Below are 26463 nucleotides of genomic sequence, written 5' to 3' on the forward strand. Positions count from 1 at the left end.
AATGAAAAAAGAATTTTTAGCATTGGAACTAATGACTGAGGAAGAATTAAAAGAATTGGCGGGGGGATCGGAGGCAACTCCAATGACTGTAACACCGACAACCATCACAATACCAATCTCTTTAGCAGGCTGTCCGACGACTAAATGTGCGTCTATTGTCAGTCCATGTAACGACTGAAATTTATAAAAAACTCAAACAATAGGAGGAATTAACATGAAAAAAGATTTTCAAGCACTGACTCCAATGACTGAAGAAGAATTAAAAAACCTTGCAGGGGGATCAGATGCAACCCCGATGACCGTAACGCCGACAACCATCACAATACCAATCTCTTTAGCAGGCTGTCCGACGACAAAGTGTGCGTCCATTGTCAGTCCATGTAACGATTAATCATAACCGGAAAAGAATATGTATATGCGTACATATTCTTTTTCTTTTTTGTCGAAGACAGTCAAGAATATATAAGGAAGTGATAAATGTGAACAAAACACAGAATTCGGATAACTATGTTTATGAAAACTCTATGTTAAATGTTTTTAAAGAAGAGGATTATTTCGAAGGTTTTGCGCAATATTATATAAGTATTTTTAAAGCTCAGATTGTTAAAGAAATAGATAGAATACCATCCGAAAGTTTACTGGATAAGGGATGTCTAGTTGAATCGATATTAATTAATTATAAGAAAAAAATATACTATTTGGCGGGGAAAACACTTATCCATGAGTTTCATCAAACTTTTGACGAGTTTGATCAAAAAAATGAATCTAAAAATTATGATATATTCTCAGAAAGGCTGAAAAACTCCGCATTTGTTGAAGAAATACTCAATAATTATCCTGTATTGCAAGGTTTAATCTCCAGATCCACCTCTGATTTTATACGCTTCACTATATCTATTATTAAACATTGGGTTAATGACTATAAAAAAATCCAACAAAAATTCAATCTTTCGTTCGGAAAAATGAGAAAGATTAATATGAATGCAGGAGATGTTCATAATGGGGGTAAAAGTGTTGTTATTATTGAATTTGAAAATAACAAACTCGTTTATAAACCCCGTTCACTTGAAATTGATGTTTTTTATGAAAAGGTCATTGATTATGTCAATCAGTATTATCAAACTAATTTAAAAACACCTTTATCCTTGGATCAAGGTGAGTACGGGTGGCAAGAGTATGTACAGTCTGAACCGTGCGATAATATTGAACAGGTAAGAAATTATTATTACCAATTTGGAATGCATTTAGGATTTATTTATGCTTTTCAAGGGTCAGATTTTCATTTTGAAAATATCATAGCATGTCGTGATAAACCGGTGTTGGTTGATCTTGAGACTCTGTTTCAAAGCAGCCTCTTTTTTTCTGAGGAGAACAAGGAAAATGTTAATTTAATGGCATCAGCACAGGTAAATAAAACAATATTAAAATCTGCACTTTTTAACTATATGAGTTTTCCGGAAGATAACGGGCTGACTAATATAGGAGGCTTGATAAACACAGAAAATCAAAAAGGTGAAAAAGAAGAAGTACTTCATATAAAAACAGATAAAATTTCTATGAGAAAGAAACAATATCTCTTCAAAAGAGGAAGGAATCTTCCTGTTTACAAAAATAAAGTAGCAGAATGCTTTGAATTTGAAAGAGAATTTATTGAAGGTTTCAAAAGAATATACTTTATTTTGAAAGAAGATTTATATATACGGAACCTTATAAGGGATTTAAATTATGCCCCTATTAGAATTATTGTCAGACCTACATATGTTTATGCTTCATTTCTTGAAACCCTCCTCCATCCTATGTATTTAAAAGATTATGGAGAAAGGATAAGGGTTTTATCTTTTATTAAGGATGCTTATACAAAATATGAAGTATTTGATTCCATCAGTCCATTTGAGATCAAGGATATGATGATCGGTGATATACCCTATTTTAATGCTCCTATTAGTGAAAAAAGGGTTTATTCAAATTCAATACATGTGGTGGATACAGGGATTATGAAACAAAGCGCTAAACAAGAAGTTTTAACTCGTTTAGCGAATATGTCGGAAGAAGACATGCATCAGCAAGTGAGCTTGATAAATATGGCCTTAAGCTCCACAGCGGCTAATTTGGATATTATTTATAAAAATCAAATTGATGATTTTGTACCTGGATATTTTAAAAATGACATACAAATCAAAGAGCTGATTCAAATAGAAACAGATTGTATATTAAAACAAGCAATCGAATCGGAGAAATATCTTCAATGGGTATCAATAGTCTCGGCTCCCAATGGCACCTTATCCGTAGGACCGCTGAGTTTTGGGCTGTACGATGGGTTAGCTGGAGTGGGGCTTTATTTTTCAGCTTATGATTTTATTTATAATGATGAAAAAGTCAAATCGGTTCTTCGTAAAATAGTGAATTCAATTAATCAAATATATGAGCACAGTATTTATAAAACAAATTTCTCTGCTTTTTACGGGTCAAGTTCTTATATCTATTTTGTCAATAAAATGAGAGATACCGGACTTTATTCGGAAAATGAAGTGAATAGTATGTGTAAAGCATACTTAGAGAAACTTCGTCAGGAAACCGGTCAAATAACACATACTGATTTTATAGGCGGACTCGCAGGTATATTAAAGGTTGTGATTCAGCTTGGCAGGTATCATCGGACTGAATTAATGGAAGATACGGCAAGGGCAGTTTGTAAAGAAATATGCAAAAGAGCGATTCAAAATAGAAATGAAGCATATTGGAAATCCGACGCGGATGAGAATATTGTTTTAGCAGGGTTTTCTCACGGTATTACTGGGATTTGTTATGCACTATCTGAATATTATGCGCATATTGAGGCATCTGGAGAAGTACTTAGACTGATTGAATCAGCTCTCAAATACGAAGATAAATTTTTTGATATTAAAATAAATAAATGGAGAGATAACAGAAAAAATGAGTTGGATTATTCTTCCGCAATGTGGTGTCATGGGTCTTGCGGTATTCTTCTTGGAAGAAGCAGGATATACGAGAATGTAGACGGGCGTATTCACGTTGGGTATATTAATGAGTCTTTAGATGACACATTGCTGAATGGAAATTTCCACCGTCAGGGCTACTCATTATGCCATGGAACGATGGGGAATATAGATGTACTTCACGCTATTAAGGAATTATCTCTCTTTAAAAATCGCAAGCAAGAGATTGAGAATACAATTAATATATGGGTTAACCATTTTAAAGAGACTCTGTTAAAAAATGGATGGCAAAATGGAATAAGAAATGATCATTCGGGACTTGGTATGATGTTAGGGAAAACCGGACAATTATATGCACTCTTAAGGCTAGTTAATAAAGAAATTCCCACCCCATTGGCTTTGGATTGAGGGGGGATTTCCTATATAAAAAAGCGATCCTGTAAAGGACGCTTTTTTATATTAATTTTATTCCGCTGATTAAAATAATCGCCGCCATCACAAACTGCAGCGGGCGCGGTGAGAATTTCGGCGAAAAGAAGCTGCCGAGAAGCACACCCGGCACAGAGCCGATCAACAGATTCAATACAAGCAGGTAATCGACGCTTCCGAAGCTTGCGTTTAACAGACCGGCAACAGTTACGAGCAGAAAGGCATGTGCGATATCCGTTCCCACCACTTCTGCCGTTTTCATTCTGAACAGGTATAACATGGCGATCGCAAATAATGAGCCGGACCCAATAGATGTCAGGCCGACGATGAAGCCGAAAATGACGCCGATCAGTATCATGAGTGTCCGCTTTTCTTCAAGCGTTTTTTGCTGCCAGCGGTTCGGCCGCAGTTTTTTATCGAAAAAAAGGCGGGCGATAATGGAAATAGCGACAAGGGTCAGCACGTAGCCGAGCGCCTGTTTGATAATCTGCTCCTGATGCTGGTGAAAAGCGGGAAACAAGTGAAGAATACCGATGGCGGCTGTTGCGCTGGGAATGCTCCCGAGCGCCAAGTAGCCGACAAGTTTAAATTGAACGGTGCGCTGCTTCCAATGAGAAACAACACCGAACAGTTTGGTGATGGAATTATATAAAAGGTCAGTGCCGACGGCGATTGAGGGGTTGATCCCTAAAACGATCAGTAAAGGAGTCAAAAGCGCCGCTCCTCCCACACCCGTCAATCCGACCAGCGTTCCGACAAAGAAACCCATAAACACAATGCTTACAGTCATCTGTGTGCCTCCTGAATAATCCTACTATTTTTATCAGATTATATATGATTAAGAGGCGGTAATCAATTAAATTTTCGGAAAATTTTATACAGAACAAAAAAATCCGCCTGCCTGCTGTTATTTCGCAGATCGGCGGATGATGGCCGGATTATGATTTTTGCTGATAAAACGGAAGTTCCGTGTGGCCCATTTCTCTGACATACACGAAAAGATTGCCTTTATGATGAATTTCATGCTCCATGGCAAGCTGAAGGAGAGCCGCGCCGGTTATTTTTCTGCCGAAAGAGGCAGTCAGGTCAATTTCGCGGTTCAGCTGCTCTTCAGTCAGCTGTGACAGGATGTTTGTCGTTTTTTCAGTACATGCTTCAGCCAGTTTGACGAGGTCTGTTTCCGCTTCTTCTTTCGGTTTGTTCTGGATAGCTGATCCGTTTCCGTCGTTAATGACGTTTGCAAACATAAGAAAAGAATAAACGATGTGTTTTACAAGTTCCTGAGCGGACATTGATGTCTCTGCCGGCTTGTAGTCGTAATGCTCGCGGCTGATTTTTTCCGCCAGCTCAATCGTCACGTTTCGATGTGACAGAAAGTGGCTGACCAATTGATTTTGTGCTGTCATGTGAAAACCCCCATTTAATACAGAATAAAAGCTGCAAGGATATGCTATATCAACGGCACGGAAGAAACAAGCAATAAGCCTGTGATGGAGATAAATCGTTGCGGATATCCGAAATTCGACAATTGCGGTCTTTTTGCGTTCTTCTTTTTCTAGCAATTATGATAAAATATGACATATCTCGGTCATTCCAAAAGGGGGGATTTATTGAGGATGAAGCAAACTATTCCGTCCTCTTTTGTCGGGCTCAAAATTAATGAATGGTATACCCATATCCGGCAGTTTCACGTCCTTGAGGCGGAGCGCGTCAAACGTGAAGTAGAGAGAGAGATTGAGGATATGGAAGAAGATCAGGATCTGCTGCTGTATTATTCATTAATGGAATTCAGACACCGCGTCATGCTGGATTACATCAAGCCCTTAAAGGAGGACCCTTCTCAGCCTGAGTTTTCAGAATTATTGGAAGACATTGAAGGCAACCAGTATAAACTGACAGGACTGCTTGATTACTACTTTAATTTTTTTCGAGGAATGTACGAATTTAAACAGAAAATGTTCCTAAACGCCATGATGTATTACAAACGGGCTGAAAAAAACCTTGCACTCGTTTCTGATGACATCGAGAAAGCTGAGTTTGCTTTTAAAATGGCCGAGATTTTTTACAACCTGAAACAAACCTACGTCTCCATGAGTTATGCCGTTCAAGCCCTTGAAACGTACCAATCGTATGAGACGTACAACGTCCGCAGAATCCAATGTGAATTCGTTATTGCAGGGAATTATGATGACATGCAGTATCCAGAAAGAGCATTGCCCCACTTAGAACTTGCTTTAGATCTTGCAAAACAAGAAGGCAATCCCCGTCTTATCAGTTCAGCCTTATATAATCTCGGAAACTGTTACGAAAAAATGGGAGACCTCTCTAAAGCAGCCGAATATTTTGAGACATCCGTTTCCATTTGCAGGTCAGAAAAGTTCGATAATCTTCCGCATTCTATTTACTCATTAACACAGGTTCTTTATAAACAGAACACTACAGCCGAAGCAGAGAAGCAATATCGCCTCGGGCTCAGTATCGCCCGCGAATACAATGATGAATTGTTTGTAAATCTGTTCCAATTTTTGCATGCGTTATACGGCAAGGAAATGGATAACGCATCCGTCAGGCACACGTTTGATTTTCTGGAAGAACACATGCTGTATCCGTATGTGGAAGAATTGGCGCATGACGCTGCCAAATTTTACATGAAACACGGACAGCCTGAAAAAGCGCTCACGTTTTATGAAAAAATGGTGCACGCCCAAAAACAAATCCAGAGAGGAGATTGTCTATATGAAATCTAAACTGTTGTCAGGATTGCTGCTTGTTGCTGTCGGGTTCAGCTTTACACAGGTGATCGGCCATGAAAGCCATTTGGAAAACCAAGCGGACGGCACATTCCATATTGCCGCGCGCAACCAAACATAACATAAAGACCCTTCTTTGGAAGGGTCTTATTTTTTGCATGCGTATCCATTCCATTTTTATCCGAATGCAGGGTCTATATGCTCAAGTTATCTGTCCTACGAATGCCACCTATTGATGAAAAAGGCATAAGGAGAGATGAAGAGTGGGGATTGAAGTGAAAAAACGGCTCGTATCGGCTGATAAATATGCGTTAAAATGTCCGAATCCGATGACGCCGGAGTATATTACCATTCATAACACGGCAAACGACGCATCCGCCGCTAATGAAATCAGCTATATGACGGGAAACAGCGAATCAACGAGCTATCATTTTGCGGTTGATGACAAAGAAGTGATCCAGGGAATTCCGTTGGACCGGAATGCCTGGCATTCGGGAGACGGCACGAACGGTACCGGAAACCGAAAGTCGATTGCTATAGAAATCTGTTACAGCAAGTCAGGCGGCGAACGGTACAGAGCCGCAGAAGAACTGGCGATTGCGTTCGCGGCGCAGCTTTTGAAAGAACGGGGCTGGGGGATTGACAGAATCAGAAAGCATCAGGACTGGAACGGAAAGTACTGCCCGCACCGCATTTTGTCTGAAGGCCGCTGGGATGAAGTGAAGGCGAAGATTGCAAAGAAATTAAGCGGAAGTATGCCGGCGAAAAAAGCCTCTATTTCTTCTTCCGCCTCTGAATACCATGTGAAAAAAGGCGACACCTTATCGGAAATCGCCGCATCGCACGGTGTCAGCGTAAAATCGCTGCAAAGCATCAACCATATCACCGATCCGAATCACATTACAGTCGGACAAGTGATCAAGCTCGCTCAGACGGGTTCTTCTTCAAAAAGTCAGGCTGTGCCTTCCTATCCGCTTCCATCCGGTGTGATCAAAGTGACGAAACCGCTGACGAAAGGGACAAACGTAAAACAAGTGCAAAACGCTTTATCCGCTCTTTATTTTTATCCCGATAAAGGAGCAAAAAATCATGGGACGGACGGCGTTTACGGTCCGAAAACGGCAAATGCCGTAAAACGTTTTCAATCCGTCAGCGGATTAACGGCAGACGGAATTTACGGCCCGAAAACGAAGGCGAAAATTGAAGAAAAACTGTAATCAATAAAACGGAAGCTCCCCGGGCTTCCGTTTCTTCTTACATACAAACTGCGGCAAGGGCCTTTTGAATATCATAAATGCTTTCATCTTTTTTAAACTGCTTTGAGACAGCGGGAAGTTCCGCTCCTGAAATCCAAATTTTCAGCTCTGAATCAAGGTCAAAGCGGCCGGCGGTTTCTACGCTGAATCTGGAAATGCTCTTGTACGGAATGGATTGAATCTCCGTTTTCTTCCCCGTGAGTCCCTGTTTATCAACAAGAATAAGACGCTTATCCGTAAAGACAATGATATCTCGTACGAGCTTAAACGCGGCGTTGACATTCTCACCTTCCAGCAGAATACGGGCCAGTTCTTCTTTTGCTTCAGCCGTCGATATTGTCGACGCATTGCCCAGCAATCCATTGATGAACCCCATGATATATCCCCCCTGATACGTATTCTATCAAATCATACTATAAAAAGGTTTCCATTCCCAGATGAGTAGAGTAAACTGGTGCTGACTGGAAAAGGAGAGCATGTTACACATGAAAGATAGATATGACAATTTCGCAGCCCTTTCAGCTGCTGAATCGGAATACAGAATTATTTATGAAGAAAAAGAGGGAAGTAAATGTATCGTCCTCGCTCCCCACGGCGGGAGAATTGAGCCGGGTGTCAGTGAGCTGGTGCGGGCATTTTCTGACCAAAGCTCAATTTACTTATTTGAAGGGACGAAGCGGTGCAATAACCGTTCTCTCCACTTGACAAGCACACGCTTTGACGAACCCCTGGCTTTAGAAAAAGTGACCGCCCATCATTACGGATTGGCTTTTCACGGGTATCATGATCTGAAAAAGGCAAATACACTCGTCGGGGGCGCGGATTTGGAAAAAGCAAGACTGATTTGTGATCTGCTGCGTGAAGCGGGATTTGATGCCGAGCTGACAGAGAAGAATGATCGGCTGGCAGGTGTAAATCCCGGCAACATTGTCAATCGGACAAAAAGGAAAATGGGGCTGCAATTGGAAGTGAGCACGGCGCAGAGACACGCGCTGTTCAGCAATTTTGGCTGCCGGGGAGAAAAATATACGCCAACCGATCTGTTTTTTCGTTATGTAGAAGCCGTGAAGGCCGGTTTTTATGATAAATGAACAGGGGGGCCCGTTTTTACATTCACTGGAGCTATGCGGCGCAAGAAGTGCTTGGCGGGCAGCACGGTGAGAACAGCGTCATGATGCAAAAACCTTTCCTGCGATTTAAAATGATGACATTCTGCCGGCTGCGTTTTAAGCCGGCGGAGAATCGCTAATTTTCAATAAAATACGGCGTTTTTTCTTCAGCGGCATGCAAGTGTGTCTGTCCGCTTCCATAATACACATTCGGCCGCTTGTCGGATAACAGACAAGCGAGCCGCTTCTGAAATTGAATACCTGCTTTACGCCGTTCAAACAGCTCGAGCCTTTTTTCCGCAAATGATGCCGTCACCCGGAAAGCGGCTGCGATTAAAATAACGGCGTGGCTCCTCCGCTGGGGAAGCTCCATGTTTAACAGCATAAAGGTCGGCACACAGAAGTGGTACATAAAATGGTTGGCCTGAAATTCCTGCAGTTCCCTGAACAGCTTGTTCATATGAAAATGGTTCCCGGTATGCTTCAGCACATGGCACAGTTCGTGCGCAAAATCCTGCCATTGCTCTTCGGGTGACTTTTTTTGATTCAGGACGATGCTGTACATGCCGTCCCGCTTCAGCATCATACTGTGCGTATCTTCAAAATGAATCCAAATGTCAAGCTCCTTGGCAATCATCTGCATATCAATATGGAGAGGGGCGGTCATTCCCATGCGGCAATATAAGTTTTTGACGTATTCCTCAAGATGTGTTAAAAAATCGCCCAATTGAATACACCCTTTCGAACGTATGTTCTTTTTTAAGCGAGAAAGAAAAGCCCTGATCGGACTTTGAATCAATTCCCTTTTCTTTTAAAAATAAACATTCAGCTTTTATATCGGCTGAACGTTAAGCAGTTTAAAGGAAAAGAGCGGATTATTTATGTTTCGGCCTGCGGTTTTTCTCTTTTTCTTTTAAATAATTAATGAATTCAATGGCCTGCTGCTTGCTTTCCGGGGAAAAGTCCTGCATGTCCCGATATGCGATCTGCAGGTCGGGATCGGCAAACATGTCTTCATCTGAAGGTTCTTTTCCGGTTAACAAATAATCAGTCGACACTTTGAAATAATCCGCAAGCTTTTGCAGCGTGTCGTAATCGGGTTCAGATCGGCCGTTTTCATAATGAGAATATCTGGCGCGCGAGACACCGATATGATTTGCGACTTCTTCCTGCGTTTTCTTACCTCTGAGACTCTTTAATCTTCCGCCTATCATCCGAAATGACCTCTCTTTTTTCAACACCCTAAGTTACTTATGATTATAGATACAAAATGTATCAAAAGAAAGGGATGATAAAAAAAGTATCAAAAAGGTCTTGATGATACGAAATGTATCGTATATAATCAACATCATAGGGATACAAAATGTATCAAGATACGATAAGAAATTGATCAGGAGGGTGAGAGATGCAGGCGATAATCATCCGTTTCAGCAGCAATCCGGCTGACCAGAGATGTTTAGGAAAAGCAGGCGGTTCGATATCTTTTACCGCTTGCGGACTACCGGTATTCCGATTTGATAACCGATTGCAGTATGAACGCTATATAGGTCTGAAGAAAAATGGAGATGTCCCTTATGAATCGTAAAAGCTGCCCGTTTTTCATCTATTCCGGATTATTGAATTCAGAACATTATGACAAAATAGGGTCCGCCATTTGGCTGTTTTTATGGTTCATCAGCTCAACGACAAAGGAACATGTAAAAGACGGCGTAAAGTGGGGGATCGTCCTCGGACATAAGCCCGTAAAAACAAGAGAAATGGCCGATGTATTCGCGGTCAGTGAAAAAACCGTCAGGCGGTGGCTTGAGAGCTTGGAACAGCATGAGTATATCAAAACCGTCCGCGCCCCTTACGGACTCATCGTCTCCGTAAAGCACTCGAAAAGATTCACGCCGAAAAAGACATTGACCCGCCCGGAAGTTACAGACCGGACAATATCGGCGGATCATCGGGACAAAAATGTCCGGAGAGAAATAGATATAACAAAAAATCATACTGCTGAAGAAGCGATTAACGACATTGCCGCCCATTTTATCAGATTAAGGTCTGCACAGGAGGGGCGGAGCGTATACCCCTCGCCGCGGGATTATCAGGCCATCGCCCGTATTGTTTCCCTCGGTGCTTCAGCACAAGAAGCAATCAAATGGCTCGGCGAATGCTTTACCGCTTTTGAACAGCGGCGCACCTCTTCAGCTGAAACGATCAAGGCTTTCAGCTATTGCGCCAAGTATATGGAAGACCGCTTGAATGCACGAATTGCGGGAAGGACAATCACAACAAAAAAAGAGAGGAATACGATACATGACAAAACGAACGATCGAGCAGATTCTTGCCGACCTGAAAAACGGAAAACGTCCATTACTGGCGGACAGACCGGAAGAATCAGACAAAAGCCGCTTTGACTGCCCGCTCTGTAAAGATCAGGGCGGTTATCTCAAAAACCAGCTGGGCATGGAAGTGTGGGTGAAGTGCCGCTGCGCCGCCGAACGGAAAGTAGAACGCATTCTCGGCGCAAGTGAGATTACAGATGCCTTTCGGAAGCTGGATTTCAAAGGATTTATCACGCGGGGCAAGCCTCAGGCAGTCGTCGACGCATATGAGTGCGCCCTTGAATATGTTGAGAACTTCGACAAGATGAAAAACTGCCGGAAAAACAGCATTGCCCTTTTAGGGCGTCCGGGATCGGGAAAAACCCATCTTTTGACCGCTCTCAGCAATTATGTCATGAGACAGAAGCAGACACCGGTGCTGTATTTTCCTTTTGTGGAGGGCTTTACGGATTTAAAAAATGATTTTGATCTGCTCGATGCAAAGCTTGGCCGTATGAAACAGGCGGATGTGCTTTTTATTGACGATCTGTTCAAACCGCTGAACGGAAAACCCCGGGCGACCGATTGGCAGATTGAACAAATGTACGCCGTCGTGAATTACCGCTATTTAAATCATAAGCCGGTTCTTATCTCGAGCGAGCTGGCATGTGACGGATTGGTGCAGGTTGATGAAGCCTTGGGCACAAGAATTTATGAGATGTGCAGCGATTATTTAGTCATCATTAATGGCAATTCATTTGACGTAAACCACAGATTAGAGGGGGCGAGATAATGTGTAAGCTGTGCGGGCCGAAGAAGGTCATTGTGATGGAAACGGGTTTCGGCGCTGTCTTTCACCCTTGCCCGAACTGCAAAACAGGCACTGATTTAACGCCGGTCATTAAACGGCTTGAACGAATGGTTCAAGACGAAAAAGCGAGGCTTGATGCACGTGTGTAAATATATCAAATGGCTTTTTTGCCTGCTGTTCAGGGCAAAACGGATAGAAAAGCAAATTGAAGCATGGCATGAGGCTGATGGAAAGTGAGGATCACCATTGCAAGAAAAACACAGCCCCGCTCCATGGCGGGCCGTACACAGCGGAGAAGAAAAACCCATTTACATTTATTCCGCTTACAGCGAAGCGGATAAAGAGAAGTTCCCTTATTCAAACGGAAGGCTCATCGCGGCCGTTTTCAACTTAAGTTCATACTCACAGCAGATCAACGCGGCATTGATGGCGAAAGCCCCGGAACTCTTTGAGGCGGCCGAGACGGCTCTCCGCCTGCTCCGGGGAGAAAGTTCTGAAGAAAAAGAAGCGTTCATAAATAAGCTCGGAAGCCTCATACATGAAGTGAACATTTTGAAAAAGACGGAGGACGTAAAACATGAATCCTAAAAAACTGACTGACATTGAACATACAACATTAAAAAGCCAGCTGGAAGAAGGCAAGGTTCGGGTGATTATAGTAGACGGACTGAAGAAGGAAGCATGGCTCGCCGAAGCGCCGGAGCACGGCAAAACGCTTGTCGAAACGCGAAAAGGGGATCTGGCCCGGGTCGAATATGAAATCGGCTTTAAATTGAATTAATCGAAAAAAACAGAATACGTCCAAGACGGAAAGCCTGCGGACACTGATCAATCGCGCACATGCTGCGCATTGGTTGGTGTCCTTTTTTTGTTCCGAAAAAGAGGAGGATCTACATGGAAGACTTACTATTTGCATATAAACGCACGCTGAAAGAGACGAAAAAGTGGTACAAGCAGCTGGAGGCAGCCGATGAAACGGTGCTTACTTCAGAAGAACTGAAAGATAAAAAAATCATCAGAACGATTATTACAGATTTGGAGTATGTCATCGAATGGCTTGAAAAAGGCCGGCAGCCCGGCATAAGAAGAGCGATAGACCGCAGAGACGCTTATCAGAGAATGCTCATTAAAGATCCGAGAATCATAGAAACCTATTCGCAGGCGCTGATGTTTGAACCGTCCGCAAATGTGACTGAAGAAGACAGAATCAGACTGCGGGACGCATTAGCCGTTTTAACGGATAGAGAAAAAGAAATGCTGCTGCTCCACAAAGCGGAATGCTTTTCGTATGAACGGATCGCCGCCTTGCTGAATGTAAAGAAATCAACCGTACAAACGACGGTCAAACGGGCGCTTCTGAAAATTCAAAAACAGCAGGAACAAAGAAATCAATCGCCTGCTTCATAAGTTGTCATACGTTTGCCACCTAGAAGTGAATAGTAGATCATAAAAAGCGGCCCGATTAGAAGCCGCTTTTTATTATAGACAATCATGTCGGAGGTGGCGGTGATGCCGTAGCATGAAAAACGCAAAAAGAGAACAGGCATTTACAATCTATCAGTCTCATAAAGGCCGCATCACAAATCGCGCCCTTGCCGGCAAATCAGGCGTATCCGCAAGAACGATCGGCAGATGGAAAAAAGAAGGGCGCTGGGACGAGGCGCTTAATAAGAACGCGGAAAGCGGCGGAAAAAACAACCCGGGCGAAGGTGATGAGTTAAACGAACGCCAGCGGCTGTTTTGTCTTTATTATGTGAAAAGCTTTAACGATACAAGTCTTTACGATATGATGCTAAAAGCGTTAAAGCAGACAAAAAGCCAGACGGGGCGCAATTATCAGCTCTATTCAGAAAAAGGCAGGCTCGGCTTGCGTGAATGGCCGGAGCCGTCTGACATATGGGTGCTGGAAACAGGAGTTAATATCACAGGGTATCAATACAGCACCTCAATTGATGATACCGCAACCCGTGTCGTCATGCGGCTGCAAAAAGACGATAAAACCGTGAAGGCTTCCGCCTCAGACAGCGCGGGCATGAAAACATTCGGCGTTTTGCAGTATACCGAAACGGTTTCTGCATGTTTCATTTTACCTCTCTTGACAGTGAGGGAAAGGGAACGTTTGGGTATGTCATTGCCGTCGATTATAAAAATAATATGTTCACGAACTATTTGGATTTGAACTTGGGCTGGCAGGGCTGGCGTCGCCTCGTTACTGAACTTGATACTGAGAATGTACCTTGGATAAATGTTCCTTATAAAAATGGCGCTAAATCAGGAGACAGGCCGCTTCAATACCGCAAAGTGGGAAACACCCTTCACCTGAACGGACACGTTCTTACGGACAGAGAAGTGGTATTCGGGAGTGTGCCATCCTCTTGTGCGCCGGCCAAAGGCGTTGTAACGATGGTTGCAGCCAGCGGCACAACCGGTTACAGCAAGTTTATTATTTATTCTAATGGAGATATGAAGCTGACGGGAATTATGGCCAATATAGAAAATAACGTGAACGGCTATTATATTGACCTTGTTTTGGCACTCACGTAAAGGAGCGAGAATATGAAATTAATATTTCCGTATGACAATGACAACATTTATACAGGCACTCCGGTTGAGCTTTATCCGGATTCTGAGACAGGAGATTATTTGATGCCGGCTAACGCTGCGGACTTTCCGCCGGAAATAAACGGCGAAGGCATGTGGCGCCCATTTTTTGATGAAGAGAAACAAGAATGGGTGGAAACGGCTGACGAAGCATATAAAGACAGCTTAAAAAAAGATACGGCTCCCGATTCAAACCAGCTTGCAGGCCTCGGGGGACAGCTGGCGAATGAGAAATTGGCCAGAAAAGCAGCCGAACAAGCGCAGCAGTCACTCGGCAGGCAATTAGCGTCTTTAAAATTAGAATTATTAAACATAAAAGGAGAATGAAAAAATGAAGAGACTTAACTTTTGGGTTTACGCTTTGTTTTATAAGTGGGCCTCAATAGAAATGGTAAAACAGGCTATGGGCTATGATGACTGTTCTGCCGAAGATCTGGCGGAAGGTGTGGCCGCGAAGTATATCACGCCTGAGGAATTTCAAGAAATAACGGGTGAAACATACGAAAACTATAAAAATGCTGTGTCATAAGCCGAACGGCTTTTTTTATTTGTCATTTTTAATAAATCAGAAAAGGAGGACGGCCGATGAAAAAGCATTCATTTGAATTTCCCGCCGATCAACTTGGCAGGCCCGGCGCCGTAAAAGCTTATCGCGGTAACAAAAACGATTATGTCACACCGGTTGCTGATTTGTCCGGAATGGGAGAGCTTCTTACCAATACGCCGCTAGAAGCGATTGAAGTATACAGCCAATTCGGACAAGACCGTTTAGGAGCCGTCTTAATAGACAGAGCACAGGGGTGGGCTTATTCGGACCGCAGCGGAACTCTTTTTATCGAAGAGAGCGAGGATAACAATTCGTGGACGGCTTCACATTCTGTCGCAGTCAAAGGCGGAGTGCTGACCGCTTCGGGGTGGGTCAGTCTGACAAAAAGATATTACCGGTTCCGTTTTGAAAATGGAAATCAAAAGCAGTCCGAATTTGTTTTATACCAATCTGTCGGTACGGGCGGTGATATGGCGTTTTCATATACAGACGTGATTTTTCATGAAAATGCAGCAGAGGCGGGCGAGGGAAGCATCTTCTCAGCGGGCGCTTGGAAAAAACTTCTCGTCGAAATCACCGGCACGGCTGAGTCGGGCCATGTCGCGTTTTGGGGGAGATCCATCTCGGGAAAAAATGTGCCGATCAGAGGAATCAGGTCTGAAGACGGAACATCAGCCGCCGGTACATCAGGCACAGACGAAGTGTGGTCATTTGATATTGCCGGCTTTAAGGAAATCGTCATGGAAATCAAAAGCATTTCCGGCGGGAGCCTTTCTGTCAAAGGCACGGCATTTTCGTAAGAATGAAACTTCCGAAGGGAGGTGAGAACAATGTAAGAGGGGGGAGCGGAAGTGCTTCTGGATGAACAAGCGGTGCAAAAAGAATTCGCAGGAATCAAAGGTGAACAAAAGGTGCTTGAACAGCGGGTGGCCGTATTAGAGCGGGTATCCGACCGGCAGGATCAGCAAATCATGACGCTGAATGAAAAACTGAACAAAATTGACGAAAACACAACATGGATTAAGCGGACCATTACAGGAGCGATCGTGACAGCAATCTGCACGGGCGTCATTGGCGGAGCCATCGCCATCATGTACAATCTGCTGCAAAAGTAGGGGGGAAACCGATATGAAATTCGCGGACAAAGGCACGGTCGTCAGGACGGTGCTTCTTTTGCTTGCTTTATTGAATCAAACTTTGCTGATGTTCGGCAAATCGCCGCTGAATATTCAGGAGGACCAGGTCAGCCAGCTTGCAGATACGCTGTATGCCGCCGGGTCGGCCGTTTTTACAATCATAACGACTGCCGCCGCCTGGTTTAAAAACAATTACGTTACAGCAAAAGGGAAAAAACAGCAGGCTTTATTAAAAATAAACAATTTATCGAAATAGGAGAGATGAGAATATGGTAAAAATTACACAGGATTTTATCCCGGCAGGAAACAATAACCGCCCAGGCTATGCAATGACACCGATTTACATTACGGTGCACAATACAGCCAATACCGCAGTCGGAGCTAACGCCAAAAGTCACGCAAGCTATGTGAAAAATCCCGATACACCGACAAGCTGGCATTTCACAGTCGATGATACGGAAATTTATCAGCATCTTCCGCTGAACGAAAACGGCTGGCATGCCGGTGACGGAAACGGGGACGGCAATCGTAAATCCATCGGTATTGAAATTTGTGAAAACGCAGACGGCAACTTTTCACAGGCCGTGGCAAACGCCCAATGGCTCATCCGCACATTAATGACGTCGCACGGCATCCCGCTTGCGAATGTCGTTGCGCACAAGCATTGGTCAGGAAAGCTTTGTCCGAGAAGACTGTTGGATACATGGGATGAGTTTAAAGCGGGAATCGGTTCTGGGGAAAGACAGACGTATACCGTCCAAAAAGGAGATACGCTGTCAGCGATCGCGCGGAAATTCGGCGTCAGCGTGGCCGATCTGCAGAAATGGAATAACATCGCTGACCCGAACCTGATTAAAGTCGGACAAGTACTGATCGTCAGCCCGCCGGTTGAAGCACTGTATTCTCTTCCGGACGAGGTGATTCAGCTGACAGAGCCGTACACGTCCGGTGAAAAGGTATACCAGGTGCAAAACGCGCTCGCCGCACTTTATTTCTATCCTGAAAAAGGAGCTGTCAATAACGGCATTGACGGTATCTACGGTCCGAAAACCGCAGATGCCGTGGCCCGCTTCCAATCTGTAAACGGACTGACGTCTGACGGCGTCTACGGTCCCGCTGTAAAAGCGAAAATTCTGATGCAGCTTTAACAAAAAAGGCTGAGTCCCGTTCACATTGCGGGATTCAGCCTTTTTTCTTTTTTAACCGGTTCAATAGCCCGAGATTCCTCGCCCGCATCCTCAGCGAGTAAGCGGAAAGCCCGAAGCGTCCGTAATCCACAAACTTTACGCGCCTGACAATTTTCTTCACATCATCACCTGTCGCATCTCTTTGTTGGTTTTATTATATGAAAGATAAGGAAAAAAGGAATAAGGACAAGAGCCGTGTCTCCTGTCCTTAGTGTAATCAAGCTTTTTTTTGTTTATACTTGTCAATCAGCCGCTCGTTTTCTTTGAAAATTCTGGCGGTATGAGGGCTGACCTGGTAACTTGCGATACTTGTCATTGAACGTTTTTTAAACATTTTGAACGGTTTCGCTCTTTGTTCCGGCTGCCCGTTTTGAAATGCCTGCTCCATTTAACCGTCACCTTCCTCTTCTATTGGCAGCATTAAATCATAAATGCTCGTTAGCGATGTGAAAAGCAAATAATCGAATTCCGTCAACAGGTTTTCCGACGTGAGTTTGATCACGTAATGGCGGTTTTGGACTGTAAACGGAATAAGCACAAGCCTGCCTTTTTGATCATAGTAGACGTCTTTACGGTTAAGACGGGACTGAACGTCTGCCGCATCAGGCATATGCTCCGTCAAGCGGTCCTTATCCGATTGTGCGGAATAGTCGCACAAGGAAGCCGTGACATTCATTTTTTCGGCATAAGCGGCCAGCAGTCTGCTGATGCCTTCCGCATAAGCTTCTGTACTTCCATAATATACATGGATCGGTTCATTTTTCAACAGATATTGATAGGTTTTCAGTTTTTCAAGATAGGAGTGAAGCATTTCGTTATTTTCTTCTAAAATTTCCCGCGTATCCGTCTCTAATTCATTGCCGGCGAGCTTTTTGATATACGCGCTCAAAAAGATAAACGCATCAATAAGGGCAAAGCAGACGGCAACAATCAAATATTGTCTCCATGCGGCAAAGAGCGATTCGGGATCATATGTCCAATAGACCATGGAGCCCAGTACAAATAGTAAATACCACGTTTTACGGATGGCAAACATTTTTTCTTTTACCTTTGCCTCATACCGCCAGGATGCGTACACATATAAAATGAGTGCGGCCGCCATCGTCCACACCATAATCTGAAAAAACAAAAGCATGAGCATCCCTCACAATTTGAAAAATGGTCTGCTATGTTCATTCTATGTCATGACATCATTTTCCTGTCACAAAAAAACCGCTTCTGTAAAGAAGCGGATGTCATCAGAAAAACAGATCTAAGATGAAAAAGGCGATGGCGCCGAGTGTACCTGCAATCGGCAGGGTGACGACCCATGTAATGAGCATCCGTTTAGCCGTTCCCCAGTTTACGCCTTTTACGCGGTGGGAAGCGCCCACACCGAGAATGGAAGACGAAATGACGTGTGTCGTGCTGACAGGGAGATGAATAAACGTGGCCCCGAAAATAATGGCTGCGCCGGTTAAGTCGGCAGATACGCCGTTTACCGGACGGATTTTCATAATTTTCCCGCCGACGGTTTTAATGATTTTCCAGCCGCCGATGGATGTGCCGAGACCCATTGCCAGGGCACAAGAGAGCTGCACCCAAAAAGGAATGGCATCACTTTTATGTAAATTGGCAGTCATAAGCGCCATCGTAATGATACCCATCGCTTTTTGCGCGTCGTTCGTTCCGTGTGTATAGGACTGAATGGCAGCCGTCAAAATCTGCACTCTGCGGAAGCGTTTATTTGTTTTCGCCAGATTGCTGTCTTTAAAAATCAGCTTCACGATCGAATATACGATAAAGCCGAGAACAAAGGCGATGATCGGTGATAAAATAAGTGCTTCGATAATTTTAATGAACCCTTTATAATTAAGCGTCGCAAAACCTGACGCTGCAATGGCCGCTCCGGCGATCGCTCCGATAATCGCATGTGAAGAGCTGCTCGGAATGCCGAAATACCATGTGATCAAGTTCCAGGCGATTGCGGCGAGTAGAGCCGCCAGAATGACAACTGACCCGTTGTCTAATGTATAAGGATTCACAATGTCCTTTGTAATGGTTTTCGCCACACCGGTAAATGTCATCGCTCCGAGAAAGTTCATGATGGCGGCCATGACGATTGCGTGCCGCGGCTTCAGCGCTTTTGTCGAAACTGAGGTGGCGATTGCGTTTGCGGTATCGTGAAATCCGTTAATGAAGTCAAATACCAAAGCGCATATGACAATTAATATCGTTAAAAGTAATAGAGTATCCATTATAACCCCTCGTTACGCGTTTTTCATAATAATGGTTTCAAGGTTATTGGCAACGCTTTGGCAAGAGTCGGCAATTTCCTCAAGCGTTTCGTAAATCTCGCGGTACTGAATCACTTTAATCGGATCGGTTTCTGTGCCGAACAGATTTTTTAATGATTTACGGTGCAGGTTATCACAGCTGTGCTCGTATTCCTTAATTTTAATGGCGTGAGGGTGAATGTCCTTCAATCGGTTTTCTGCAAGCAGCTCAATCGTGATTAAAATTTCCTTCGCGCACTCTCTGATGTATCCGCTGAACTTATCGATATGCTCATCGGAAGAAGTGATCGAGAAAATCTCCATCATTGCTGAAAAATGTTCGATTCCGTCAAGCACGTCATCGAGGCTGTTTGTCAGCTCAAGGATGTCTTCACGTTCAATGGGAGTGATAAAAGCTTTGTTCAGCTCTTTAATCATGACATGAACATGATTATCTCCTTTTGTTTCAAACTCTTTTAACGTATCGGCAAATTCCTTTAAAGTCGTCTGGTTCGTCACTTTAAAGTTGACAAAGTATTCTGCGGTTTCGTCTATGTTTTTTGCGATTTCTGTTAAAAGGAGTGAGAACTTATCTTTTTTTCTTTTTATCATTAAAAACCCTCCATTGTTTGAATGAGACAATGCACACATCAAATTATTATATAGCCTTTTGTCGAAAAAAAACAGATAAAGTCGAAAAAAACGCCTCTTGATTTTTTCGTAAAAACGTGTCTCATCCTGTTTTTCTTATGTTACCCACTTCGCCAAAAAAACGTAACATACTTCGAATTCAGACATCTTGCTTAAAAAGTATAACAAAAGATGTGAATTTGCTGTCAACTTTTGCACGTGATTTTGCCAGAAAAAAAAACGGCTCCCGTAAAAGGAACCGTTTTTATCAGTTTTTTCTGCCGTTTTTCAGCCAAAAATAAAGCGGCAGCCCGGCGAGGCCGATCAAGAGGGACAGCGCGCAGCTCAGTGTATCTGTAATGATCGTGCTGATCAGCACAAACAGTGAACCCGCGATGGCCAAAACAGGAATGATCGGATACAAAGGCACGCTGTAGGCGCGCGGTTTTCCGCCGCTTTTTTTTCTGAGGATAAACACGGCGAAAAAGGCCATGACGTAAAAAATATAAATCATGAAAATAGAGATTTCAGACAGCTTATCGGGATTGCTGGCGATCATAAAAATAATGGCCAGCGCGATCTGAAATGACACGGCAATCCACGGGGTGCGGAACGTCGGATGAACCCGCGAAATCTGTCCGGCAAACGGCAGCTGTTTCCGTTCCGCCATCGCAAACGAGACACGCGGAAAAGCGAGAATCTTTCCGTTTAAACAGCCGAAGATGCTGACGATGATTCCGACGCTGATCAATTTTCCTCCGATGTCGCCAAACAGCATTCCGGCAGCGGTGCCGGTCGCATTTTCACCGAGTTTGACGATGTCGGTCGCAGGAAGAATGTGCAGCAGCGCAAAGTTAATGAAAAGATAAATGGCGGTGACGACCAGCAGTCCGCCCGTCATCGCTCTCGGGAGCAGCTTTTCCGGATTTTTCATCTCGCCGCCGAGTGCCGCAAGCAGAATCCAGCCGTCATAAGCAAACAAGGTGGCCAGTATGGCAGCGCCGAAATTCATGTCCGACATGCTGCTTGTAACGGCTGTGAAAATATGCTGATCGCCTTTCCAAAGGCCGAACACGATCATGCAGATAATCGGAATCAATTTGCCGACAGTCGTAATTCCCTGTACGATGCCGCCATATTTCGTTCCGATAATATTAATGATGCTTAAAAACAAAACGGCTGAAATCCCGATCAATTTAGACCAGCCGGAATCCCAATTGAACAAGTGCGCCATCAAAGATCCGAAATACAAGCCGATTGCTCCGATAATGGCGGGGCCGTAAATGATAATTTGAACCCATCCGCACAAAAAGCCCCAAAATTCGCCGTACACTTCTTCGAGATATGTATAAAGTCCGCCCGTTTTCGGAATCTGAGTGCCGATTTCCGCAACGGTCAATCCGCCTGCAAGCGTCAAAATACCTCCTAACAGCCACGCGATAAGCGCGGTTTTCGCATCACCGGAGTAGGCAAGCACGGCGCCTGGTTTCATAAATACGCCGGAACCGATGATGGTGCCGATAACAAGTGAGAGGGCGATGGTAAGGCCGATCTCTTTTTTAAGTCCGTTCTCTTCAATCTGCATATCCTTTCCCTCCAGATGTAAAATCGTCATGATGAAAAAACTATTTTCCATATTGTAAACCCTAATTGCTGAAACACGAATAAAATAAATTTTCTGATTTTGTTGTTTTCCCTAAAAGATAAAGGTTTCTGCTTTTGAGAAGGAAAAAATACCGTTTTAAAAGCGAACATTAATGGTTTTTTTATATCAAAGGTTCGTTATTTAGGTAGCGGCAGTCTGCAGACCGTCTGTGAAGCAGATGGGTTGACTTTACGATCCGGATAACATAAATTGTATATATAAATATCTCGAAATCGAGATAATTGACTGGAGGATAACATAATGAAATACACCATGTATCAGCATTGACGGCTGATGCGCAGAAAAATTTAGATTTCTATCGGAACATCCTGGGACTGAAGCTTGTGAAAAAGTCCGTAAACCAAGATGAACCGACGATGTATCATTTGTTTTACGGTGATGAAACAGCCAATCCGGGATCTGAATTGACGTTTTTCGAGATTCCGCGGATTGCGCCGTTTCATGCGGGAACAAACAGTATTTCTTCAATCGGCCTGCGTGTCCCGGATGCACAAGCGCTCCAATATTGGAAAAAACGATTTGAAGAGCATCAGGTCTCTCACAGTGAGATCGTGAAAATAGCGGGCAGGGACACACTCGCTTTTCAGGATCATGAAGGACAGCGGCTTGTGCTGACAGCTGACGAAAAAGGAAAAGACATCGGTGAAGCGGTGAAGCAAAGCGGCATACCGGAAGAATATTCTTTCCGCGGTCTTGGTCCCGTTGAATTGACCGTCCCGTATGCAGAACCGACGCTGCGTGTGTTAACCGATGTGCTGGGCTTCACTGAAATCGGGAAAGAAACGCATGAAGACCGGGGCACGGTTACGGTGCTCGAATCCGGAAACGGAGGCGCGCGTACAGAAGTCCATCTCATTGAAAGAAACGATCTTCCGCGCGAGCGTCCTGGAAAAGGCAGCGTGCACCATGTGGCCTTCCGCGTCCAGAATGAAGAGGAGCTTGCTTTATGGCACCGCATCATTACGAAAGAAGGTTTCAGCAACTCAGGCATTGTAGAGCGTTATTATTTCAAAGCGCTGTACTTCCGGGAGCCGAACGGAATTCTGTTTGAATTGTCAACGGACGGTCCGGGATTTATGGTTGATGAAAAACCTGAAGAGCTAGGCAAAACGGTTGCGCTCCCGCCTTATCTCGAACACCGCCGTTCTGAAATAGAAGCACGGCTGAAACCGATTCAGTAAATCAGAAATCATGACAGATGCCTCCCGGCTTGACGGGGGCATCTTTTTTTGCTTTTTTACCCGTTTTGTCATTCTTTTTACCTATTTGTAAACGGCAAAATAATTGTCTTTGTTTATTAATAAATTTTTCACATTTGGTTGTTACACTTGTTCAAAGTTAAACAAAAGGAGTGAAAACACAGGTGAAAATGAAAAAACGCGAGATAGACGCAGTCTTAATTCTCATTTTACTCGCTTCCGCATTCTTGAATATGTACAACATCTGGAATGACGATACGGTGAATCCTTATTACACCGCAGCGGTAACGAGTATGCTTCAAAGCTTTCATAATTTCTTTTACGCTTCATTTGACGCAGCCGGGTTTATCACGGTAGATAAACCGCCTGTTACATACCAGATTCAAACGATCAGCGCGCTGATATTCGGTATGCACGGGTGGAGCGTCATCCTGCCTCAGGCATTGGCGGGTGTAGGTTCAGTTCTATTCATGTACTTATTAATAAAGCCGACGTTCGGAAAAACGGCGGCGCGCATCGCCTCATTTGTCATGGCGTGTACACCGATCGCAGTAGCGGTCGCGCGGACGAACAATGTCGATGCTTTACTGGTCTTTTTCCTCTTGTTCGCCACATGGCTTCTCTTTAAAGCGATCAGAAAAGGCAGACTGATCTGGCTTTTGGCGGCATTTTTTGTCGTCGGAGCAGGCTTTAACACAAAAATGCTTCAGGCTTATATGATTTTGCCGGCCTTCTTGCTGTTCTATATGATTGCGGCAAACACCACGATTAAGAAAAAAATCATTTCATTGGTAAGCGCGTTAGCCGTTTTAGCAGCCGTTTCATTGTCATGGCCGCTCATTGTTGACAATATTCCTGCCAGCAAAAGGCCATATGTCGGAAGCAGCCAGACAAACTCCGTATTGGAATTGGCCTTCGGATATAACGGGATTCAGCGGCTGACAGGGCAAAGTTCCGGCGGCGGCCAGGGCGGGCCGGACGGAAACGCATCGAAAGAGATGTCTTCTTCCGGCGGTTCTTCACAAATGCAAAAACCGCCTGGCCAGTCTTCAAGCAGCAGTTCAGCAAGCGGAGACAAATCACAAAACGGCAGTATGACGGCACCTCCATCTAACGGGAAAATGCCAAGCGGCGGCGAAATGCCAAGCGGCGGTCAAGGAGGCCCTCCAAGCGGCGGAGATGGCGGCGGAGGCGGTCCTGGCGGCGGAGGAAAAAGCGGTACAGGCACCGGCTCGAAAATGCAATCAGGTTCAGGAATGTTCGGTACGGGAACCCCTGGTCCGCTGCGCCTTTTCCAAACGGAATTATCTGATCAGATCAGCTGGCTCCTGCCGTTTGCGATTTTTGGAATGGCCGGTTTATTGATCGCCGGGGCGAGAGAAAGAAGACGATTATCAGCAGAACAGAAGGAAACGATCTTTTGGGCAGCGTGGCTTGTGCCGATTGCCGGATTCTTCAGTGTCGCAGAATTTTTCCACCATTATTATCTCATTATGCTGGCGCCTCCGATCGCGGCACTTGTCGGTGCGGGATGGGTCGCCCTCGTTCATCTGTACCGCAAGCAGGCGGGATGGAAAACTTGGCTATTGCCGGCCGCTATTCTTGTGACAACCGGATTTGAGCTGTTTATCCTCAGAAACTACAATGATCAAATCGGCGCAGGCTGGAGCATCGGAGTAGGCGTTATCGGCGCAGTGGCTGCCATCGCTCTGTTCGTATTCAAACAGCGCCAAAAACCGCTCAGTTACTATGTTTCACTTGCAGCCCTTCTCGTCTTGATGGTCATGCCGATTTATTGGGCGAGCACACCGCTTCTGTACGGAGGCAACAGCTCATTGCCTGAAACAGGCCCTCAGCTCGCTTCAACAAGCGGAAAAGGCATGGGAATGGATAACGCATCTGTCAATACAAAACTGATCAACTATTTAGAGAAACACAACGCCGGAGCGGACTATCTATTTGCAACAACCGATTCCAACACTGCGGCGCCTTACATTATTAAAACGAAAAAAGCGGTCATGGCGATCGGCGGATACAGCGGGTCTGACCCGGCCATTACGCTGGCCCAATTTAAAAAGCTCGTAAAAGAAGGGAAAGTAAAATACTTCTTAGCATCCGGAATGGGCAAAGGCGGAAATAACGATATTGTGCAGTGGGTTGAGAAAAACGGAAAGAAAGTATCTTCAGATAAATGGCAATCAAACACAGATCAGAAAACGAAAAATAGTGATGCAGCTGATAAAAAAAGCAGCAAGGCCTCAGGTAAAAACAGCCGAATGAGCGGCGGGCCGGGCGGAATGAATCAATCAGCTTCACTATACGAACTTCAATCTGATGAATAGGAGGAAAAAACATGAGTAGACATATTCAATATTCAATAGTCGTCCCGGTTTATAACGAGGAACTCGTCATTCAGACAACCTATCAGCGTCTGAAAGAAGTGATGGATCAAACAAAAGAGCATTATGAATTGATCTTTGTCAATGATGGAAGCAAAGACCGCAGTATTGAGATTTTAAGAGAGCAAAGTCTGATTGATCCGAGAGTGAAAATTATAGATTTTTCCAGAAACTTCGGACATCAGATCGCGATCACAGCGGGTATGGATTATGCAGAGGGGAATGCAATCGCCGTCATTGACGCCGATTTGCAGGACCCTCCTGAATTAATCCTTGATATGATTGAGCAGTGGAAAGAAGGCTACGATGTGGTGTACGCCGTCAGAACGAAACGAAAGGGAGAAACCTTTTTCAAGAAACAGACGGCCTCTATGTTTTACCGGCTGCTGCGGAACGTGACTGATATTGATATTCCGCTCGACACCGGAGATTTCCGCCTGCTGGACAGAAAAGTCTGTGATGAGATGAAAAAATTAAAAGAAAAAAATCCTTTTGTCAGAGGGCTCGTCAGCTGGGTTGGCTTTAAGCAGACTGCTGTAGAATATGAACGAGATGAGCGGCTTGCGGGGGAAACGAAATACCCGCTTAAAAAAATGCTGAAGCTTTCCATGGACGGGATCACAACGTTCTCTCATAAACCGCTCAAGGCGGCAAGTTATGCGGGAATGATCATGTCCGGAGCGGGTTTTCTCTATATGTTTATCGTTTTATACATGAAGCTTTTTACAGACAGCACCATTACGGGCTGGTCCTCTCTGATTGTGATACAGCTGTTATTCAGCGGCATCGTTCTATTAATGCTCGGAATGATCGGCGAATATATCGGAAGGATTTATGACGAAGCAAAAGATCGTCCGCTCTATATCGTGCAAAAAGCGTACGGCATGAAAAACGAAAAGATTTATCGGGACCAGCATATGTCTTAACAAACACCCTGTCCGGCCAGCGGACAGGGTGCTTTTATGTAAAATAAAAGCCGCGGGATGACAGAATGTCCCGCGGCTTTTTTCATTCATCTGCGGCCGGTCTGCGTGTGCAGAGAGCGCATGATCAGTCCGGTTCCCGAAAGGTTCAGTAAAATGCTTGCACCAAGCGTCATTCCCCAAGCAGCGTTTTGCTGAGGAAGCTGAATGCTCAGCTGCAGCAAGATCAGACCGGTAACGACCAGCAAAAGTCCGGTTTGTTTCATGTGTATGTATCCTCCTTTGTACACTAAGTCATA

The 26463-nt window shown here is 44.4% G+C and carries 35 protein-coding genes and 2 pseudogenes; 25 read left to right on the forward strand and 12 right to left on the reverse strand.

What is annotated here, in order from left to right:
• Position 1: 1 nt before the first annotated feature.
• The 3 genes from NYE38_RS06500 (at position 2) to NYE38_RS06510 (ending at position 3365) form a co-directional block, all read left to right on the forward strand.
• Positions 2 to 178 (forward strand): class II lanthipeptide, LchA2/BrtA2 family, encoded by a 177-nt coding sequence (locus NYE38_RS06500; RefSeq protein WP_017417595.1) that lies wholly within the window; start codon positions 2 to 4, stop codon positions 176 to 178.
• Between the two features lie 36 nt (positions 179 to 214).
• The gene (locus NYE38_RS06505) at positions 215 to 391 is read left to right on the forward strand and encodes a class II lanthipeptide, LchA2/BrtA2 family (protein WP_017417596.1); all 177 of its coding nucleotides are present in this window, start codon (positions 215 to 217) and stop codon (positions 389 to 391) included.
• Between the two features lie 88 nt (positions 392 to 479).
• A complete protein-coding gene (locus NYE38_RS06510; RefSeq protein WP_025649635.1) occupies positions 480 to 3365 on the forward strand; it encodes a type 2 lanthipeptide synthetase LanM family protein in 2886 nt (961 codons plus the stop codon).
• Positions 3366 to 3411: 46 nt separating this feature from the next.
• Here NYE38_RS06510 and NYE38_RS06515 read toward each other — a convergent pair whose 3' ends face one another.
• Entirely contained in the window at positions 3412 to 4176 is a 765-nt protein-coding gene (locus tag NYE38_RS06515) for a sulfite exporter TauE/SafE family protein (RefSeq protein ID WP_015388360.1), read from the reverse strand.
• 148 nt (positions 4177 to 4324) lie between these two features.
• Positions 4325 to 4792, reverse strand: a complete 468-nt coding sequence (locus tag NYE38_RS06520) for a DinB family protein (protein WP_017417598.1) — start codon at positions 4790 to 4792, stop codon at positions 4325 to 4327.
• Between the two features lie 204 nt (positions 4793 to 4996).
• On the opposite strand from NYE38_RS06520, the gene NYE38_RS06525 reads away from it, so the two are divergent.
• The 3 genes from NYE38_RS06525 to NYE38_RS06535 all read left to right on the forward strand — a co-directional run bounded on the left by NYE38_RS06525 (position 4997) and on the right by NYE38_RS06535 (position 7353).
• On the forward strand, positions 4997 to 6133 hold the full coding sequence (locus NYE38_RS06525) for a Rap family tetratricopeptide repeat protein (RefSeq protein ID WP_087920760.1): 1137 nt from the start codon (positions 4997 to 4999) through the stop codon (positions 6131 to 6133).
• The gene (locus NYE38_RS06530; RefSeq protein WP_003154881.1) at positions 6123 to 6257 is read left to right on the forward strand and encodes a PhrA family phosphatase inhibitor; all 135 of its coding nucleotides are present in this window, start codon (positions 6123 to 6125) and stop codon (positions 6255 to 6257) included. Before NYE38_RS06525 ends, NYE38_RS06530 begins: the two co-directional genes overlap by 11 nt.
• Before the next feature lie 142 nt (positions 6258 to 6399).
• Positions 6400 to 7353, forward strand: a complete 954-nt coding sequence (locus NYE38_RS06535; RefSeq protein ID WP_065180405.1) for an N-acetylmuramoyl-L-alanine amidase — start codon at positions 6400 to 6402, stop codon at positions 7351 to 7353.
• A 37-nt stretch (positions 7354 to 7390) separates the two neighbouring features.
• Here the strand turns inward: NYE38_RS06535 and NYE38_RS06540 are convergent, their stop codons facing one another.
• Entirely contained in the window at positions 7391 to 7768 is a 378-nt protein-coding gene (locus tag NYE38_RS06540; RefSeq protein ID WP_017417600.1) for a PH domain-containing protein, read from the reverse strand.
• A 109-nt stretch (positions 7769 to 7877) separates the two neighbouring features.
• On the opposite strand from NYE38_RS06540, the gene NYE38_RS06545 reads away from it, so the two are divergent.
• On the forward strand, positions 7878 to 8483 hold the full coding sequence (locus NYE38_RS06545; protein WP_017417601.1) for a poly-gamma-glutamate hydrolase family protein: 606 nt from the start codon (positions 7878 to 7880) through the stop codon (positions 8481 to 8483).
• A 154-nt stretch (positions 8484 to 8637) separates the two neighbouring features.
• Here NYE38_RS06545 and NYE38_RS06550 read toward each other — a convergent pair whose 3' ends face one another.
• Both NYE38_RS06550 and xre read right to left on the reverse strand, forming a co-directional pair.
• The gene (locus NYE38_RS06550; protein ID WP_003154873.1) at positions 8638 to 9228 is read right to left on the reverse strand and encodes an ImmA/IrrE family metallo-endopeptidase; all 591 of its coding nucleotides are present in this window, start codon (positions 9226 to 9228) and stop codon (positions 8638 to 8640) included.
• 148 nt (positions 9229 to 9376) lie between these two features.
• Positions 9377 to 9715: an HTH-type transcriptional regulator Xre gene (xre, locus tag NYE38_RS06555; RefSeq protein WP_003154871.1), complete on the reverse strand. Its 339-nt coding sequence runs from the start codon at positions 9713 to 9715 to the stop codon at positions 9377 to 9379.
• 191 nt (positions 9716 to 9906) lie between these two features.
• Here xre and NYE38_RS06560 point away from each other — a divergent pair, with 191 nt between their 5' ends.
• From NYE38_RS06560 to NYE38_RS06630, 15 genes and pseudogenes are all read left to right on the forward strand, one after another.
• On the forward strand, positions 9907 to 10086 hold the full coding sequence (locus NYE38_RS06560; RefSeq protein ID WP_104843288.1) for a hypothetical protein: 180 nt from the start codon (positions 9907 to 9909) through the stop codon (positions 10084 to 10086).
• The gene (locus tag NYE38_RS06565) at positions 10076 to 10903 is read left to right on the forward strand and encodes a FaeA/PapI family transcriptional regulator (RefSeq protein ID WP_101562925.1); all 828 of its coding nucleotides are present in this window, start codon (positions 10076 to 10078) and stop codon (positions 10901 to 10903) included. The genes NYE38_RS06560 and NYE38_RS06565 overlap by 11 nt, the downstream gene beginning before the upstream one ends.
• Positions 10803 to 11603 carry an ATP-binding protein gene (locus NYE38_RS06570; protein WP_063174228.1) on the forward strand — a complete coding sequence of 267 codons (801 nt, stop codon included), beginning with the start codon at positions 10803 to 10805 and terminating at the stop codon, positions 11601 to 11603. The genes NYE38_RS06565 and NYE38_RS06570 overlap by 101 nt, the downstream gene beginning before the upstream one ends.
• On the forward strand, positions 11603 to 11770 hold the full coding sequence (locus NYE38_RS06575; RefSeq protein ID WP_340802969.1) for a hypothetical protein: 168 nt from the start codon (positions 11603 to 11605) through the stop codon (positions 11768 to 11770). Before NYE38_RS06570 ends, NYE38_RS06575 begins: the two co-directional genes overlap by 1 nt.
• A 97-nt stretch (positions 11771 to 11867) precedes the next feature.
• The gene (locus NYE38_RS06580; RefSeq protein WP_039251797.1) at positions 11868 to 12209 is read left to right on the forward strand and encodes a hypothetical protein; all 342 of its coding nucleotides are present in this window, start codon (positions 11868 to 11870) and stop codon (positions 12207 to 12209) included.
• Positions 12199 to 12402, forward strand: a complete 204-nt coding sequence (locus NYE38_RS06585) for an XtrA/YqaO family protein (protein WP_003154859.1) — start codon at positions 12199 to 12201, stop codon at positions 12400 to 12402. The genes NYE38_RS06580 and NYE38_RS06585 overlap by 11 nt, the downstream gene beginning before the upstream one ends.
• Positions 12403 to 12515: 113 nt before the next feature.
• Positions 12516 to 13028 (forward strand): sigma-70 family RNA polymerase sigma factor, encoded by a 513-nt coding sequence (locus tag NYE38_RS06590; protein ID WP_340802965.1) that lies wholly within the window; start codon positions 12516 to 12518, stop codon positions 13026 to 13028.
• 112 nt (positions 13029 to 13140) lie between these two features.
• Positions 13141 to 13692, forward strand: a pseudogene (locus NYE38_RS06595) (terminase); the annotation flags it as partial.
• Positions 13693 to 13697: 5 nt separating this feature from the next.
• Positions 13698 to 14165: pseudogene (locus tag NYE38_RS06600) on the forward strand (hypothetical protein); the annotation flags it as partial.
• Positions 14166 to 14177: 12 nt separating this feature from the next.
• Entirely contained in the window at positions 14178 to 14549 is a 372-nt protein-coding gene (locus NYE38_RS06605) for an XkdW family protein (protein ID WP_017417608.1), read from the forward strand.
• Positions 14550 to 14553: 4 nt separating this feature from the next.
• On the forward strand, positions 14554 to 14751 hold the full coding sequence (locus NYE38_RS06610; RefSeq protein WP_007610833.1) for an XkdX family protein: 198 nt from the start codon (positions 14554 to 14556) through the stop codon (positions 14749 to 14751).
• 56 nt (positions 14752 to 14807) lie between these two features.
• On the forward strand, positions 14808 to 15569 hold the full coding sequence (locus tag NYE38_RS06615; protein WP_025649639.1) for a hypothetical protein: 762 nt from the start codon (positions 14808 to 14810) through the stop codon (positions 15567 to 15569).
• Positions 15570 to 15620: 51 nt separating this feature from the next.
• On the forward strand, positions 15621 to 15884 hold the full coding sequence (locus tag NYE38_RS06620) for a hemolysin XhlA family protein (RefSeq protein ID WP_031378810.1): 264 nt from the start codon (positions 15621 to 15623) through the stop codon (positions 15882 to 15884).
• Positions 15885 to 15897: 13 nt separating this feature from the next.
• Positions 15898 to 16161: a phage holin gene (locus tag NYE38_RS06625; protein ID WP_003154813.1), complete on the forward strand. Its 264-nt coding sequence runs from the start codon at positions 15898 to 15900 to the stop codon at positions 16159 to 16161.
• Between the two features lie 13 nt (positions 16162 to 16174).
• A complete protein-coding gene (locus NYE38_RS06630; RefSeq protein ID WP_007407257.1) occupies positions 16175 to 17053 on the forward strand; it encodes an N-acetylmuramoyl-L-alanine amidase in 879 nt (292 codons plus the stop codon).
• 34 nt (positions 17054 to 17087) lie between these two features.
• On the opposite strand, the gene NYE38_RS06635 is transcribed toward NYE38_RS06630, so the two are convergent.
• The 6 genes from NYE38_RS06635 to NYE38_RS06660 form a co-directional block, all read right to left on the reverse strand.
• A complete protein-coding gene (locus tag NYE38_RS06635; RefSeq protein WP_003154809.1) occupies positions 17088 to 17213 on the reverse strand; it encodes a hypothetical protein in 126 nt (41 codons plus the stop codon).
• Positions 17214 to 17309: 96 nt separating this feature from the next.
• On the reverse strand, positions 17310 to 17480 hold the full coding sequence (locus tag NYE38_RS06640; protein WP_003154807.1) for a type II toxin-antitoxin system SpoIISB family antitoxin: 171 nt from the start codon (positions 17478 to 17480) through the stop codon (positions 17310 to 17312).
• A complete protein-coding gene (locus tag NYE38_RS06645) occupies positions 17481 to 18227 on the reverse strand; it encodes a type II toxin-antitoxin system SpoIISA family toxin (RefSeq protein WP_007407256.1) in 747 nt (248 codons plus the stop codon).
• 103 nt (positions 18228 to 18330) lie between these two features.
• Positions 18331 to 19329, reverse strand: a complete 999-nt coding sequence (locus NYE38_RS06650) for an inorganic phosphate transporter (RefSeq protein WP_017417610.1) — start codon at positions 19327 to 19329, stop codon at positions 18331 to 18333.
• A gap of 12 nt (positions 19330 to 19341) precedes the next feature.
• Positions 19342 to 19959, reverse strand: coding sequence for a DUF47 domain-containing protein (locus tag NYE38_RS06655; protein WP_003154804.1), 618 nt, complete (start codon positions 19957 to 19959; stop codon positions 19342 to 19344).
• Positions 19960 to 20245: 286 nt separating this feature from the next.
• Positions 20246 to 21562 (reverse strand): amino acid permease, encoded by a 1317-nt coding sequence (locus tag NYE38_RS06660; protein WP_007610842.1) that lies wholly within the window; start codon positions 21560 to 21562, stop codon positions 20246 to 20248.
• Between the two features lie 326 nt (positions 21563 to 21888).
• Here NYE38_RS06660 and NYE38_RS06665 point away from each other — a divergent pair, with 326 nt between their 5' ends.
• The 3 genes from NYE38_RS06665 to NYE38_RS06675 all read left to right on the forward strand — a co-directional run bounded on the left by NYE38_RS06665 (position 21889) and on the right by NYE38_RS06675 (position 26167).
• On the forward strand, positions 21889 to 22824 hold the full coding sequence (locus NYE38_RS06665; protein ID WP_237586758.1) for a ring-cleaving dioxygenase: 936 nt from the start codon (positions 21889 to 21891) through the stop codon (positions 22822 to 22824).
• Between the two features lie 182 nt (positions 22825 to 23006).
• Positions 23007 to 25184 carry a glycosyltransferase family 39 protein gene (locus tag NYE38_RS06670; protein WP_014417530.1) on the forward strand — a complete coding sequence of 726 codons (2178 nt, stop codon included), beginning with the start codon at positions 23007 to 23009 and terminating at the stop codon, positions 25182 to 25184.
• Between the two features lie 11 nt (positions 25185 to 25195).
• A complete protein-coding gene (locus NYE38_RS06675; RefSeq protein WP_340802959.1) occupies positions 25196 to 26167 on the forward strand; it encodes a glycosyltransferase family 2 protein in 972 nt (323 codons plus the stop codon).
• Between the two features lie 86 nt (positions 26168 to 26253).
• Here NYE38_RS06675 and NYE38_RS06680 read toward each other — a convergent pair whose 3' ends face one another.
• Positions 26254 to 26430, reverse strand: coding sequence for a hypothetical protein (locus NYE38_RS06680; RefSeq protein ID WP_014417532.1), 177 nt, complete (start codon positions 26428 to 26430; stop codon positions 26254 to 26256).
• Positions 26431 to 26463 lie beyond the last annotated feature (33 nt).

The sequence above is a fragment of the Bacillus sp. EU63 genome (assembly GCF_038592915.1).
Lineage (GTDB): Bacteria > Bacillota > Bacilli > Bacillales > Bacillaceae > Bacillus > Bacillus velezensis.